Here is a 15,328-nt window from a genome sequence, read left to right on the forward strand (position 1 = left end):
CTCAGGCCCCCTTCCGCTTGAAGCTGAGATTGCCGAACTTGGTGGGATACGGCAGCCACTGCAGCACCTGCTGCCAGCCGACGCGGAGCCGGTCCGGCCCGGACACGAAGTACAGGTCCACCAGGTCCTCGGCCGGGTATGGGAGGTCTGCCAGCGGAATCACGCAGCTAATTTCGACCGGACCCGCAGGGCCGGTGACGACGGCGGCCGGATACCGGCGCTCCTGGCCGGATTGCCGCCCCACCAGCAGGAAGCCCGCCGGGCGGCTGTCCGGCACCGCGGCGGCCGTTCCGGACACATCGAGGGAGCCATCGGCCCGCAGACTGACGCGGCTGAGCTTGAAACCTGCAGCCATTGATTTCCCCCTTCTCCCCGCCTGTATGCTTGCACGTTCCTGCCGCTTCAGGGAATCCCTGTCCTCCGCCGATCTGGCGCCGCCGCAACCGGTGCCGCAGGAGTCGGTTCCGGCCGGGTTTGTAAAACCTTTATACAAATCCGGCACAACACCGCGCCGGGGACTCACATGGCGGGAATCCTTTGTTAAGGTGAAGCCATCATTCGCCCCTGATCAGCCATTTTCCTGCCGAAGTGCCATGCCGCACGGCAGGGAAACCTGGGAGAAGCTTTATGAGTAAACGCAATCCGCTGTCCGCCGGCCCCCCTTCATCCCGCAGGATTCCAGCCAGGACCGTCTCGGCCCTGACCACGCTGGTGCTGGCCTCTTCCGTGTTGCTGATGGCTCCGCCGGCGGCCGGAGCCGCCGAGCCTAAGCCGGGCAACGCTGTGGAAAGCCCGTTGGGCGAACCCGCTGACGGCACCATCCCCACCGGAGCGACCGAAGCACCTCCAGCCCAGCCCGCCGCCGAACCGACGCTCGAACCAACCGGTACAAACATTGCGGAACCCACCGCCGTTCCGACCGAGGCCGGGACACCGGAGCCGTCCGCCGATCCGCCCGCTACGGAACCGGAACCCGCCGCGGAAGAGCCAGCCGGCGAAACCATGGAAGCCCTGCTGGATCCGGCCGCCGAGGTTGACGTTGACAAACTCACTCAGGATCAGCTCGACGGCCTGATGAAGGCCCTGCAGGGTGAGGACGGCGCCCAGATGGGGCACGGTCTTGAACTGCGCAAGGAAATGGCACAGCCGGACGAACAGGAGAAACTCGGACAGGACCTGCAGCAGGAACTGGCACCGGAAGCGGATGCGCTGTCCATCGACCGGACCGCCGCCGTGCAGCCGGTGGCCGGGGTTCCGGCGGCGAACCGCACAAAATGGCGGCCAAACGGCATCCAGGGCATCGACGTCAGCAGCCATCAGGAAACGGTGGATTGGCAAAGTGAATGGAACTACGGGGCCCGGTTCGCGTATGTGAAAGCCACCGAGGCCACCACGTACCTGAATCCGTACTTTGACCAGCAGTACACCGGCTCCTACAAGCAGGGGATGATCCGCGGCGCCTACCACTTCGCCATCCCCAGCGTCTCCTCGGGGAAGGAACAGGCGGACTACCTGCTCAAAAACGGCGGCGCCTGGTCTGCCGACGGCAAGACCCTGCCCCCGCTGCTGGACATTGAGTACAACCCGTACAAGAAGCTGGGCAACACCTGCTACAACATGAGCGCCACAAAGATGGTGTCCTGGATCCGGGACTTCTCCAACACCATCAAGTCCCGCATCGGCCGCTACCCCGCCATCTACACCACCGCCGGCTGGTGGAACCAGTGCACCGGCAACAGCACGGCGTTCCGGGACCATCCGCTCCACATTGCCGAGTACGGGGTCGCTTCCCCGGCCCCGCTGCCGGCCGGCTGGACCAGCTGGGACATCTGGCAGTACAGCTCCTCCGGCCCGTTCGTGGGCGACTCCAACGTCTGGCGCGGCAGCTGGACCGATCTGAAGAATTTCGCCGGCATGTACGACCGCAAGCTGCGCAATGCTACGCCCGGGGACCTGACCGGGGACGGCAACGGGGACCTGCTGTCCCGCCGCAAGGACGGATCGATGTGGCTCTACCCCGGCAACGGCAAGGGCGGCTTCGGCAAGGAACGCAAGATCGGCAGCGGCTGGCAGAAGTACAACGCCATCATCGGTGCCGGGGACCTGAACGGGGACAAGCGCCCCGACGTCCTGGCCCGGAACACCGATGGTTCGCTGTGGTTCATGGCCGGCACCTCCACCGCCACGCTGAAAAAGGGCGTCGAGATCTCCGCCACGGGCTGGGCCAAGTACCGTTCGCTGCTGGTTCCGGGCGACCTGACCGGGGACGGCAAGCGCGATTTGCTGGGCACGCTCTCGGATGGGACGGTCTGGGTCTTCCCCGGCCTCGGCACCGGCAGTTTCGGGGCGAAGACCAAGGTCGCCTCCGGCTGGAGCGGCTACAACCAGCTGGCCGCTCCCGGCGATTTCAGCGGGGACGGTAAGGCGGACGTCCTGGGCCGGGGGTCCGACGGTTCCCTGTGGGTGCTGCGGAACACCCGGACGGCCAAGCTGAACGGCACCTTCAGCACCGCCAAGCGGGTGGCCTCCGGTGGCTGGGACAAGTTCACCCAGATCCTCGGCCTTGGCGACAACAACCGGGACCGCAAGCCTGACCTCGTGACCACCCTTCCCAACGGCGATCTCGGGTTCTTCCGTGGCTCCCAGATGAAGGACTCCACGGGGATGAAACCCCGGGTGCGCGCCGGCCAGTCCGTCTGGGACTCCTACGACCTGGTCATCGCCGCCGGCGATTTGAACCGCGACGGGGATCCGGACCTGCTCGCCCGCAAGTCCAGCGGCTCCTTGTGGTTTGCCCCCGGCAACGGCAATGGCGGTTACGGCGCCCGGGTCAAGATCGGCAAGAGCGGCTGGAACAAATTCAACCTCCTGGTCGGCGTCGGCGATTACAACGGCGACGGCCGGAACGACATGTTGGCACGCGGCAAGAGCGGCTCGCTCTGGCTCTTCCGCGGCACCGGCCGGGCTTCCTCCGGCCAGCCGGTGTTCCGGTCGAAGATCCGGATCGGCTCGGCCGGGTGGAACAAGTTCACCCACCTGGCCGGGGCCGGCGACGTCAACCGGGACGGCAAAATGGACCTGGTCGCCGTGCAGAGCAATGGCGCCGTCTACCTCTTTGCCGGTACCGGAACCGGCCGAACCGGCAAGAAGTCCCGGATCGAGTCCGGCTGGCGAAGCTATAACAAGGTGGCCGCCACCGGTGACTACAACGGCGATGGCACCATGGACCTGGTCGCGCGGAAGCGGGACGGTTCGCTCTGGCTGCTGGCTGGCTACAAGTCCTACTCGACAGCCAACGGCTGGTTCGCCGCCGAGCGGAGGCTGATCGCCAGCGGGTGGGACAAGTACAACCGGCTTCTCGGGGTGGGCAGGTTCAACGGAGACAGCAAGGTGGACCTGCTGGCAACCAAACCGGACGGCTCTGCCTGGTTCTTTGCCGGCACGCGCTTTGTCCACAGCGGCCTGTGGCCATACAAGGCTGCCGGCGAGCTTTGACGGTGGGCTGCATGGCGACCTGTGCCAGCGCAGCGAGTATATGATGGGTACTTGCCTCCGGCCCTTCGCACCGCCGGAGGCAAGTACAGGCGGCCTCCGCGGAGGCCGCTGGACCAAGGACCGGCTCACCCCTGCCCGGCGTGATTGTCACCGCGGCCTGCAGCCGGCACCGCAACGCGCGAAAGGCAGCACGATACCGCCATGCAATTTACCGGCACGCCAACCGCTGTTACGGCCCTGCGCAGCCAGGCCCGACGGCTGGTCCGCGCCTACGGACGGATCACGGACCCGGACCCGCTGCGGACGCTGCAGAGCCGGCTGGGGCAGCGCGCTGCCCAGATGCCGGGCCTGGTCAGTGTCAAAAGGCACTCGGAAACCTGCGTGTGCCTGGATTTTACGGATGGGGCCTTGGCCTATGCCTTCGACCTGCGTGTCAAGGCCGACCAGCTGGAATTGTCGGCCCTGGGACGCGGCGCCTTGTCCAAACGCGTACTGCGCAGCTCGCTGGTAGGTCTGGCACCGATGGTCCGTGACAAGGGCGAACGCCATGTACTGGCACGGTGGCCAGGCGCCCGCAGCGCGCGCCCGCGCATAGTGCAGGAAACGCTGACCAAAATGCAGTGGTTGGCGAACCTCCTGGGTACCCTGCCGAACGAAGCCAATCCGCACCAGCCGGTCCCGGCCGGCCACGTGCTGACCTATTGGTGGGACCTGAAGCCGAACTTCGGCGACACCATCGGCCCCTGGCTGGTCGGCGCCATGACCGGTAGCCCGGTGGTCAACAGCAAATGGACCGAGCCCCAGCAGCCTTCGCTCTTCACCGTAGGGTCCGTCGTCGGCCACCTGAACGTGCCCGGGCACCAGCTGTGGGGCTCCGGCATCATCAACCAACTGGGCACGGAGAAGGCCGAGCGGATCGGGCCGAACAAGCCGGCGGCCATCCATGCCGTCCGCGGGCGGCTGACCCGCCACGAACTCACCACCAAGCTGGGCTGGGACGTCCCCGAAGTGTACGGGGACCCGGCCCTGCTGCTGCCGCGCTTCCTGGAACCGGCGCCGTCGAAAAAGGCGGGCAAGATCGCCATCGTGCCGCACTATTCGCACAAGGCCTACTTCGCCGGGGTCAAGGGCCCCCAGCTGAACCTGGTCAACGTCGGCAACGGGCTGGAGCGTGTGGTGGCCCAGATCGCCGGCGCCAGCCACTGCATTTCGACGTCGCTGCACGGGATCATCATCGCCCACGCCTACGGCGTCCCGTGGACCTGGCTGCGGATCGGGGACCATGCGCTGCTCGGCGACACCTTCAAGTTCGAGGACTTCTTCAGCGTGCTCGAGCGCGAAGAGGTTTCCGAGGCCGTCGTCGCCGCGGAGCAGCTCCCGACCACCGACTTCGTCAAGCTGGCCCAGACGGCCAGGCGGCCGGCCGACACCGTGAGCCTGGACCCGCTGCAGGATTCGTTTCCCGGCGCTGTTACCGATTTGAATTAGAGGCACCACGTGAGCACGCCCACCGTTTCCCTTGTCACCCCCACCTACAACTGCCAGCCGCTGCTGCAGGAATGCCTGGAAAGCGTCTTCAACCAGACGCTGCCGCAGTCCGAGATCCAAATTATCGTGGTCGACGACGGCTCCACGGATGGCACGTGGGACTACCTGCAGTCCCTGCGTGCCGAGCATCCGAACCTGGTGGCACTGCGGCAGGAAAACTCCGGCCGGCCCAGCGTGGGCCGCAACCGCGGTCTGGCCGCTGCCACCGGCGAGTTCATCTTCTTCCTGGATTCGGACGACTGGTTCTCCCCGGAAGCGCTGGAACGGATGGTATCCGCCGCCCGCGAGCATAGCTCCGACGTGGTGGTGGCGCTGGCCGTCGGTGACAACAGGACGGTGCGGCAGGCCTCCTACCTGCAGACTGTCTACGACGCCGATGTGCTCAACGACGGGGCCTGGCGGACGCTTTCGCCCTGGAAGCTGTTCCGTACCTCGCTGATCAGCCGCCTCGGCGCCACCTTTCCCGAAGACATGGTCCAGGGCGAAGACCAGGTCTTCGTCGGCCAGTGCTACCTGGCCGCCGGGAAGGTGACTACCCTCGCGGACTACGACTACTACCATCTGCGCGGCCGTGAGGACGGCGGCAACGTCTCCAAGCAGCCCCAGTCACTGCGGAACAAGCTGCTGACCACCACCCGGATGGCAGAGATCATCACTGCCCACACGAAGCCGGGCCGGCGCCGGCAGCAGTTCTTCCACCGCGTGATCTTCAGGACTTTGGCACCGGGTCTGGGTAGGCCGTTCATGACTGCCCCGTCCGGGGAGCAGGAGGAATTCCTCCGGCGGATCCAGCAGGAAGTCCTGCCCCATATGGGCGCCGAGGACCTGGCGGCGGTCGCGGACAAGCCGCGGCTGCGGCTGGCGGTGGCCCGCAAGGGCACCGTTGCGCAGCTGGCCGAGCTCAACCGCCAACTGGCGGACGACCTCGCCTACACCGTTGACGACGGCCAGGTGCACTTTGATCTCGGCCCGGACCTCAACGCCCTCGTCCCGGCCGAGCTGCGCCTGGTCCGGACCGGCGGCAAGCTTCAGCATAGTTTCGAGTCCCTCGCCGGCACCGCCGCCGGGCTGGCCGTGACCTACCGGCTGGAGAGCCCGCTGGCCGAGGTGCCTGGCCTGGCGCTGCATCCGCTGACGCTGGAGCTGACCACCCGGGGCCCCTCCCCCGCCGCCGTCAGCGTGGCCGGCAGTCCGCTGGGTGGCAACCGCTGGCAGTTCTGCTTCGGGCCCGAGCTGCTGCCGCAGGCCCCAGCCGTACCCACAGTCTGGGATGCGCGCCTGGTGCTGGCGGACGGCGCCCGCGAGCTGGCCTCCGCCCGTGCGTCGTATCCGCGCACTGGCGACCCGGTCGAAGCCCGTGCCGTGGTGCTGCTCTCGCCGGAAGATGGGGCAGCCATGTACTTGGAGGGCTACACCACGGCCCATGGCAGCTTCAGCGTGCGGCAGGGTCCGAAACCGCGGTTCACTGCGGCCAAAGTCGCAGGCCACGGCGAGGGCGTGATAAATCTGACGCTGCCCAAGAACAGCGGCGCGGTACGCGGTGCTGCGCTGCTGACCCCGGAGGGCCGACTGCCGCTCGAGCATACGCTGCGGCCGGACGGGCAGCTAGAGGTCCGGCTGCCGGCCGCGGTACCGGCAGTACCCGCCGGCACCGCGGCCGGGACAGTCCCGCTCTTCGTGCTGGAACTAGACTGTGAACGGACCGGCTGCCAGCTGCCGTTGCGCCTCAAGGCCGGCACGTTGGTGCCGTTGAAGCCAGCGGCCAAGAAGCCGGCGGCCGCCGCCACAGAGGCACCAGCGCCCCAGCCGGAGCGGCACGGCCGTCCGTCGCCGAAGCGCATTGGGCTGGCCGGATTGCTGGTCCGCCTCCGCCGCCTGAAGCGACACGCGCTGCGGAGGTAAACGCCGTCCGGCGTCCCTCCGGCCTAGACTCCCCCCCCAACTGCCCCCAGTGAAAGCTTCCAATGGCTCTGATATCTGCTGACGAATCCCAAACGCTTCCCAGCGCCCGCCGGGTGCTGGGCGGCCTGGCCGGTGACGCAAGCTACGGGCTGGCCCTGACCCTGCTCGCCGCGGCTGCGGCCGTGGTCGCGGCCTCCGGCGGCCCCGTCTGGCTGGCCGCAGCCATGATCCTGGTGACCGGCGTCGCCGGCGCTGTCCAGACGGTGGCGTTCCGAAGGGAGACAGGCCAGGCGCTGGGGCATTTGGCCGTGCCGCGGGCAGGAGCCTTTGCCGCCGCGTCCCTGCTGCTGGTCCAGACCTTCCCGGATACAGCAGGCCGCTGGACGGTGGTACTAACTACCGCTGTGGCGCTGGGCATGGTGCTGGTGGAGCCGCTGCTGCGCCGGGCGTTGGGCGCACAACAAGCCTTTGCCAGCCAGCTACCCGGTGTAGCCGCGGTGGCGAAGCAAACGGGGCACGCTCGCAGTTACGTCACCGGGTCATTCATCGTGCTGTGCTGGGCCGCCGTGACGGCAGTGTTGGGCTGGCCGGTCTGGCTTTTGAGCGCGGCAACTGTGGCCATACTCGGGCTCTACGGTGCCGCCGCGCTGAACGCATTCCGGCGGATTTCCGCCAGCCGGGCAATTGAGCAGAACCTCGGTGCCGCGGTGCGGCGCTATGCCCCGGACTTCATCATCTACACCGCTCGGCCGGACGACGCCTCCTACCAGGTGGCCATGTGGCTGCCGTACCTGCAGCGCACCGGCAAGAAGTTCATAATCGTGACCCGCTCGCTGGTGCCCTCCGAAGCCCTGGCCGCGATGACCGACGCCCCCGTGGTGATGCGCCGGCGGGTGGCCGATCTGGACGACGTCGTGGTGCCCAGCGTCAATGCCGTGTTCTACGTGAACGCTTCCTCGGGTAACGGCGCAATGGTCCGGTTCCACGAACTCACGCATGTGTACCTCGGCCACGGAGATTCGGACAAGCCGCCGTCGTATAATCCGACCCACGCCATGTACGACAGGATCTTCGCCGCCGGCGAGGCTGCCACCCGGCGGTACGCCGAGCATGGCGTCTCGATCCCGCGGAACAAGTTCCAGGTTGTCGGCCGGCCACAGCTCGAGGACGTCAAGCACGCGCGGCCCGAGGGTGCCAGCGACGCCCCGTCGGTCCTCTATGCCCCCACTTGGCGGGGCCATGTGGAGGAGACCTTCTTCCACTCCCTGCCCGTGGGCGAGAAGATCGTCCGTTCGCTGCTGGACCGCGGTGCCACCGTAATCTTCCGCCCGCACCCGTTCAGTTACGATTTCCCCGAAGACGCCGCACTGATTCGGAATATCCAGGAAGTGCTGCGCGAAGACGCCCAGCGGACCGGACGGAAACACCTGTGGGGCGCGGAAGCCGAATCCATCCGCGGGATCATCGAGTGCATGAACGCCTCGGACGCGATGGTTTCGGACGTCTCGAGCGTGGTTTCCGACTACCTCTACTCCGGCAAGCCGTTCGCGATGGTGGCGGTCAATGCCGAGCCGGAGGACTTCGTCCAGCAGTACCCGATCGCCCGGGCCTCCTATGTGCTCGACGGCGGCCTGGCCAATATCGACCAGGTCCTAAATTCCCTCTTGGGCGCGGACGAAATGGCCGGCATCCGTTCCGAGCTGCGCTCGGACTACCTCGGCGACTTCCCGGTGGAGGGCTACGCGGAGGCGTTCATCGGCACCGCCCGCACCGTGGCGTCGGCACGCCCGCGCCACGCCGTTCCGACTGCCGCTGCGGCGGATGAGGCCCAGGCACCGGCCGAAACCAGCGCGACGGACGAGGACGCTGCCGCTGCCATCGAAGACAACGCGGCCGCCAGCGAGGATAATGCCGCAGACGAGGACGAGCGCACATCCCCAGCGCGCCGCCGCCTGATGGCACTGCTGCGCTTTGTCCTGCCCTCCGCCGGAGCCGTGGCGGTCTGGTGCACGCATCTGCTCGGAGCACCAGCGGGACTGGTCTGTACTGCAGGGCTGGCCACTGTGGCGGTTTCCCTGTTCTTCCACCGGCGCGCTCTTCGGCGCCGCCGCGCGCTGAACGCCATGCTCGGCAGCAACCTTGCCGCACGAACCCTGCTCATCCTGACTCTCATCCTTCAGCTCGGTACCCCGGGTTGGACAGGGGCGGGCGCCTGGCTGACCGCGGGCCTGGGCTGCTGGCTGGCGGCCACGGTCCTGGAACGCTACGCGGTAGTTGCTTGGCGTCCGCGCGGCCTGGACGCCCGCAATATCCGGGACGTCAGCACCCAGGGCCACGAGATCCTGCCCCGGGGCAGTGTCGCGGCCGTGAGCCTAGTTGGCCTGGCCGCGGGCTTCGTGGCCGCGTTCTTCACCTCCGCCGGTGCACCGGCCGCCGCTGCACTGCTGGCAGTACTGGTGCTGGTCTTCAGCGCCAAGGTGCTGGCCGCCGGGTGGCAGCGCAGCTACCGGAACCTGCGCCACGAGGCGCGCTTGGCCCGAACCGTGGAGGGGCTGGCCCCCGAGTTCGCCCTTTACTTCGGGTCCAATGTGGGTGCCGGGTACCAGGCCGGCATGTGGCTGCCCTATCTGGACCGGATCGGCCGGCCCTACATCGTCATCACGCGGACGCTGCGGATGATGCGTGCCATCGCCGCGCTGACCGATGCCCCGGTTATCCACCGGCCGACCCTGCGGAGCCTGGAAGAAGTGGCCCCGCCGAGCCTGAAGGTCGCGTTCTATGTCAACAACGCGGTCAAGAACACCCACTTCATCGAGCGCCGCGAAATGCGCCACGTCTGGCTCAACCATGGAGACTCGGAGAAACCTGCCTGCTACAACCCGGTGCATGCCATCTACGACCACATTTTCAGTGCTGGCCAGGCAGGTGTGGACCGCTACGCCCGCCACGGCGTGGACATTCCGCGGGAGAAGTTCCGGATCGTCGGTCGCCCGCAGGTGGAGGACATCCAGCACCGCCGGGGTGCGCCCGGGCTGAACCCGACGGTTCTCTACGCCCCCACCTGGCGTGGACCCTACGCCGACACCGCGGTGTACTCGCTCCCGCACGGCCGGGGCATTGTCGAAGGCCTGCTGGCCCGGGGCTGCACAGTAATCTTCCGCGCCCACCCGTTCAACTACCGCTTTCCGGAAGCCACTGCGTGGATCACCGAGATCGGCGAACTGCTGGCGGCAGATGCCGTAGCCACGGGCCGGCAGCACATCTACGGCAAGGCGGCCGAACAGGAGATGAGCGTGGTGGACTGCTTTAACGCGTCGGATGCGATGGTCTCGGATGTCTCCGCCATGGTGTCCGACTACCTGCAGTCTGGCAAGCCGTTCTCCATTGTCTCCGTGGGGCGCACCGTCGAGGAACTGGCGGCTGAGGCCCCCGCGTCCCGGGCGGCCTATGTGATCCAGGAGGACCTAGCGAACCTCGACCAGGCGCTAGACAACCTGCTCGTCCATGATCCGCTGGCAAAGCAGCGGGAAGAGTCCAGGGTCTACTATTTGGGTGACTTCCCAGCCGGCAGTTACGCCGACGGCTTCCTGGAGGCCGCGCGGGAACTGATCGACGCGCCGAGGCGGCCGTTGTGAAGGCGGCCCTGCGCACCGTCTTGCCACGCACCGCGGGCGCCGTCGTGCTTGGTGCCGGGGCGGGCTTCCTGGCTGCCTCGTTTGCCCTCCAAGGCTCCGCCGGAGTGGAATGGGTGCTGCTGGGCGGGATTGGAACGGCCCTCAGCATCATGCTGGTCCCGGTCACCCAGCGGGTGCTGGCGGTCCACCATGTCACCGCCTATGGGCTTCCCGGAATCAAGCTGCCGGCCGCACCGCAAGCCTGGGTGCCCAGCGTCCTGGCCGGGGCCAGCCTGCTCGGCACCGCGGCCATCCTTAATGCCGGCTGGAGCGTGCTCTGGTGGATTCTGTGGCTGGCCGCCATCGGGGCGGCCATGGCCGGCGTCGGCGGCTATGCGTTCTGGCTGGCCCGCCAGCGCGGCCGCCGGTGGCCGGCGGTCCAGCGGGCACTGGGCAGCTTCGGCCCGGAGTTCCTGATCTACACAGGGCGCAAAGACGGCGGCGCGTACCAGATCGAACAGTGGCTGGGACCGCTGAAGGAGCTGGGGGTGCCTTTCGCCGTCGTGACCCGGCATAACGAAGCCGCGGACGCCCTGCGCAGGCGGCCCGCGCTGGCGGGGATACCGCTGGTCGCCTGCCTGAATACTGCCGAACTGGACAAGGTCATCGCCCCTACGGTCCGCGCTACCTTCTACGTCAATTCTGTGGCGTCGAACATCAACATGGTCAGCTACCGGCACCTGACGCATGTCTACCTCGGGCACGGGGATTCGGACAAAGAGATTTCCGCCCATCCGGTCCACGCCATGTACGACAGGATCTTCGTGGCCGGGCAGGCCGCGATTGAGCGCTACCACGCCAACAACGTGCTCATCCCGGAAGAAAAATTCGCCGTCGTCGGCCGGCCGCAGCTGCGCGGCGCTCACAAGGGACCGCGCCAACGCACCCCGGACGAAGCACCGACGGTGCTCTACGCTCCCACCTGGCTGGGCTACAACAATGCTTCCACGCTCAGTTCGCTCGAGCATGCCGGACCGTACATCCAGCGCCTGCTGTCCCGCGGAGCCCGAATCATTTTCCGGCCGCATCCGTTCAGCGTCAAGTCCGCCGAAGAGCGTCGGCTGGTGGCCGCCGTGGATGAAGAACTGCGCCGGCACGGAGGTCCGCACATGGCTTCCGGGGCGGCACGCTCCGCGGACCTAGTGGAACTGTTCAATGCTTCGGATGCGCTCGTCACCGACGTCTCCAGCGTGCTGGTGGACTACACGGTCACCGGAAAACCTATTGGCGTCATTGCGTGGACTAACGAGGACCTGGCGGAGCGCTACCCCTCGCTGCGGGCTGCACAGCTGATGCGTTCCCCCGAGGATGCGGAGGTGCTGCTGGACGCTGCCGAACGAAGCCTCAACCCGCTCAGCCGGATCGCAGCCGGCTACCAGAGCCGGAGCGAATGCTTCGAGACCACCGTGCGCGAGATCCTGGCCACCGATGCCAGCGAAGCCCTGGTGACAGTGCCGGCGGCTGCCGCGGTCGACACCGAAGCCATTACTTCGGCAGGGTGAGCGTCGCCCGGAGTGCGTGGTGGTCCGACGGTATGGCACCCACGAACTTCCCGGTTGTCAAGTCAATGTTCGCCAGCAACTCCCACTTCTTCGCGGACACATCCGGCGACAGGAAAACGAAGTCGATGTGGTTCCCCCAGGTGTGCGGCGGCGGGTTTCTGAAGCCATGGAAGCTGTTATAGGTGGCCTTGGTCTGCGGTACGTCCACCCCCGCGGCGTCGGAATATCCTGCCATTTCGATGGCGGTAATGGGATCGTGGTACGGCTTCGAGTTGAAATCTCCCAGAAGGATAACGGGCAGCCCGTCCCGGTTCACCGTATTCAGGGCAGCCACCAGGGACTGTGCCTGCTTCGTGCGCGCGGCTTCGAAGCTTCCCCGGACGTTGATTCCCTGCCAGTAGAGATGGGTGTCCACGGCCAGGAAGCGGACGCCGCTGCCGTCCCGCTTTTCGAAAACCTGCCACACGGCGGTGTAGCCGCTGGTCCGGTTGTCCGGATTGGTGAGCTGGATTCTGCCGCCGCTTCCAATCGGCCGCACCGTGGACGTGCGGTAGAAGATGTGATTACCGTCCTGCAGGTACTCGTCCTGCGCGCAGCCGGTCCCTCCGCACTGGGTGCCGTAGAGTCCGTCCGTCCCGGACAGGGCGCGTTCATAGCCGCGGGTTACCAGCCCCTGCCTCAGGTCCTCCCACTGGGGTTTCGCGTCCACCACACCGGGATAGCTGACGGTGGCGTAGGCTTCCTGGACGCCCACGACATCCGCGCCGCTGCCACCGATGACGTTAACGACGGCGGGTTTGCGGGTGGTCCAGTTGTGGCTGGCGATGCCATCGTTCAGGTTCGCAGTGAGCACGTTGAACGACATGACCGTGAGCGGAGTGCCCGACGCCAACGTAGTCGCGGAGACGGACGCACCGTAACGGCTGCTGGCGATGTGCTGTTTGTTCCCGTTTACCGCCTTGACTTGGAAGAAGTACTTCCTGCCGGCGGTGAGGGTATTCACCGCGAGCCTGTTGCGGCCGTCAGTCGTGGTGAAAGTCTTCACATTCTGGGTGAAGCCCTGGTCCGTGGCGGTCCGGACCACATATTGGCGGGCGTTCGTCGAGGCATTCCAGGCCAGGGTCGCCCCGCTGGCGGAGGTGCCCAGGACGCGCGCTCCCCCGGGTACGCCCGGCGCGAGGTTGGCCTCGAACTTCGTGGAGTAACGCACCGTGCTGCTGCCTGATTTGAAAGCCAGGATCCGGTAGTAGTAGCTCTTCCCGGGCGTGCTCGCTTTGAGGTTCTGGTCGATGTACCAGGTCTTGCTGGTCTTTACTTTGGCCAGGTCAGTGCTGAAATTCGTGGAGGTGGAACGCCACAGTTCGTACCTCGTGGCGGATTTGGGTCGGGACCAGCTGATCCCGATGCTGGTGCCGGATTTCGGCTTGACCGTGATCGTCGAGAACTTTCCGATACTGGAGGTTTTCTCCGGCCCGTAGCAATTCAACGTGACCTTGGACGTGGCCGAGTAGGCACCGCCGGCGGCCGATCCCTTGTGCGCGTTCACCTTGAAGTAGTAGGTAGTGCAGTTCCTGAGCTTGGTTACCTTCTGCGACGCCTTGCCGGGTTTGAACGTCTTGCGCCCGGAGGTGAATTTCGGGTTGGTGGCGATCCTGACCGTGTAGCCGGTGGCGCCGGACACGGCCTTCCAGCTGAGGCTGAAGTTCTCATAGTTGATTCCGTTGGCTGCTACGCCCGTGGGCGCTGCGGGTTTGGCCGCTGCCTGTGCCGCAGGGCCCTGGAGACAGGTACTTGCGGCCAGGAGCGAACCGGCGATCAGGCACGTCCAGTGACGGCAGGTTCTGCTTCGCACCCCCATCGCATCTTCCTCCTACAACCGTGTAGATGGAAAAGCTGCGTTGCTTGGCGGTGATTATAGACTCGGAGGATCAAGACAAGGGGCGGATAATCCGCAATATTCAAAAAGAGCACTTATCCGGACTTATGTACGATTTCCCTCAGGGCAGCCACGAATGCCATTTACTCACCGGTGGGCTGATGGCAGCCTTGAACTGGCCCGGGTTTTGTAGGGACGCGCCTTCGTGGTAAGTAGTGCCCATTAGCGTGGTGTAACGTGCCGCGGAGCGGGGTGTGTTGATCCCGAACGTGAGGCGGTCACCGCGTGATTCTTGGAAAGCTCGCCCAAAGTCTTTTCTCAAGGAGTTCTCACGCGATGACCGCACCCCATTCTATTGACCCTGCCGGCTTTCTGTCGGAACAGCTTGAACAGGCCTCCCCGGATCGGCTGCGGCAGATGCTGACCACATTCATTAACGCGTTAATGAGTGCCGAGGCGGATGCGGTCTGCGGCGCCGAATATAGGGCCCGCTCCGAGGAACGCACCAACTCGCGCAATGGGTACCGGCACCGGGACTCTGACACCCGCGCCGGAACCCTGGACGTAGCCGTCCCCAAGCTGCGCTCGGGGTCCTATTTTCCGGACTGGCTGCTAGAGAGCCGGCGCCGGGCCGAGGTCGCCCTGACGACCGTGGTGGCCACCAGCTATCTGCTCGGGGTCTCCACCCGCCGGATGGAGAAGCTGGTGGAAGCCCTCGGGATCAACCGGCTCTCGAAGTCCCAGGTCTCGCTCATGGCCCGGGACCTGGACGAGCAGGTCGAGGCGTTCCGCACCCGCCCGCTGGACGCCGGCCCGTACACGTTCGTGGCCGCCGACGCCTTGGTCCTGAAGGTCCGCGAGGGCGGGCATGTGGTGAACGTCCATGCGATAGTCGCCACCGGCGTCAACACCGACGGGTACCGCGAGGTCCTGGGCATCCAGGCCTCCTCCGCCGAGGACGGGGCCGGGTGGCTGGGGTTCTTCCGGAACTGACCGCCCGCAGCCTGGCCGGGGTGAAGCTGGTGACCTCCGACGCCCACGCCGGTCTGGTCTCGGCAATCGGGGCGACCCTGCCCGACGCGGCCGGAGTGCACGCCCAGTTCGACCGGGTCCTGGACGTACTGGAAGAGAACTGCCCAGGACCGCGGAGCACCTCCCAAGCCGCCGGAACCACCGGCCCCGAAACGAAACAGAAGGGAACCGACACTGACCTGGCGCTCTGCGCCTAACCGATCCATGAATCATACGGCGACCGTATTACACCACCCCAAGAGACGTGACCAAGCACACTTGGCAGTGCCCCCTCGGTGCCGTCCTGCAGGAAGCGAACT

At 66.5% G+C, this 15,328-nt stretch carries 7 protein-coding genes and 1 pseudogene; 6 read left to right on the forward strand and 2 right to left on the reverse strand.

What is annotated here, in order from left to right:
* Position 1 precedes the first annotated feature (1 nt).
* Complete coding sequence (locus LVY72_RS10045) at positions 2-355, reverse strand: hypothetical protein (protein ID WP_237820410.1); 354 nt, start codon at positions 353-355, stop codon at positions 2-4.
* 272 nt (positions 356-627) lie between these two features.
* On the opposite strand from LVY72_RS10045, the gene LVY72_RS10050 reads away from it, so the two are divergent.
* The 5 genes from LVY72_RS10050 to LVY72_RS24660 all read left to right on the forward strand — a co-directional run bounded on the left by LVY72_RS10050 (position 628) and on the right by LVY72_RS24660 (position 12,121).
* Positions 628-3,495 carry a GH25 family lysozyme gene (locus tag LVY72_RS10050; RefSeq protein ID WP_237820412.1) on the forward strand — a complete coding sequence of 956 codons (2,868 nt, stop codon included), beginning with the start codon at positions 628-630 and terminating at the stop codon, positions 3,493-3,495.
* Positions 3,496-3,696: 201 nt separating this feature from the next.
* The gene (locus tag LVY72_RS10055) at positions 3,697-4,983 is read left to right on the forward strand and encodes a polysaccharide pyruvyl transferase family protein (RefSeq protein ID WP_237820414.1); all 1,287 of its coding nucleotides are present in this window, start codon (positions 3,697-3,699) and stop codon (positions 4,981-4,983) included.
* Between the two features lie 9 nt (positions 4,984-4,992).
* Complete coding sequence (locus tag LVY72_RS10060) at positions 4,993-6,945, forward strand: glycosyltransferase family 2 protein (protein WP_237820416.1); 1,953 nt, start codon at positions 4,993-4,995, stop codon at positions 6,943-6,945.
* Between the two features lie 62 nt (positions 6,946-7,007).
* Positions 7,008-10,580, forward strand: a complete 3,573-nt coding sequence (locus LVY72_RS10065; RefSeq protein ID WP_237820418.1) for a CDP-glycerol glycerophosphotransferase family protein — start codon at positions 7,008-7,010, stop codon at positions 10,578-10,580.
* On the forward strand, positions 10,577-12,121 hold the full coding sequence (locus LVY72_RS24660; RefSeq protein ID WP_237820420.1) for a CDP-glycerol glycerophosphotransferase family protein: 1,545 nt from the start codon (positions 10,577-10,579) through the stop codon (positions 12,119-12,121). The genes LVY72_RS10065 and LVY72_RS24660 overlap by 4 nt, the downstream gene beginning before the upstream one ends.
* On the opposite strand, the gene LVY72_RS10075 is transcribed toward LVY72_RS24660, so the two are convergent.
* Positions 12,105-13,979 carry a fibronectin type III domain-containing protein gene (locus LVY72_RS10075; protein WP_269092387.1) on the reverse strand — a complete coding sequence of 625 codons (1,875 nt, stop codon included), beginning with the start codon at positions 13,977-13,979 and terminating at the stop codon, positions 12,105-12,107. The genes LVY72_RS24660 and LVY72_RS10075 overlap by 17 nt on opposite strands.
* Before the next feature lie 354 nt (positions 13,980-14,333).
* Here LVY72_RS10075 and LVY72_RS10080 point away from each other — a divergent pair.
* A pseudogene (locus LVY72_RS10080) lies at positions 14,334-15,165 on the forward strand (IS256 family transposase); the annotation flags it as partial.
* Positions 15,166-15,328 lie beyond the last annotated feature (163 nt).

The sequence above is a fragment of the Arthrobacter hankyongi genome, from assembly GCF_022012395.1.
In the GTDB taxonomy this organism is placed as follows: domain Bacteria; phylum Actinomycetota; class Actinomycetes; order Actinomycetales; family Micrococcaceae; genus Crystallibacter; species Crystallibacter hankyongi.

Coding starts and splice junctions, on each gene's coding strand:
- LVY72_RS10045 (WP_237820410.1), bottom strand. CDS start 355: ATGGCTGCAGGTTTCAAGCTCAGCCGCGTCAGTCTGCGGGCCGATGGC.
- LVY72_RS10050 (WP_237820412.1), top strand. CDS start 628: ATGAGTAAACGCAATCCGCTGTCCGCCGGCCCCCCTTCATCCCGCAGG.
- LVY72_RS10055 (WP_237820414.1), top strand. CDS start 3,697: ATGCAATTTACCGGCACGCCAACCGCTGTTACGGCCCTGCGCAGCCAG.
- LVY72_RS10065 (WP_237820418.1), top strand. CDS start 7,008: ATGGCTCTGATATCTGCTGACGAATCCCAAACGCTTCCCAGCGCCCGC.
- LVY72_RS10075 (WP_269092387.1), bottom strand. CDS start 13,979: ATGGGGGTGCGAAGCAGAACCTGCCGTCACTGGACGTGCCTGATCGCC.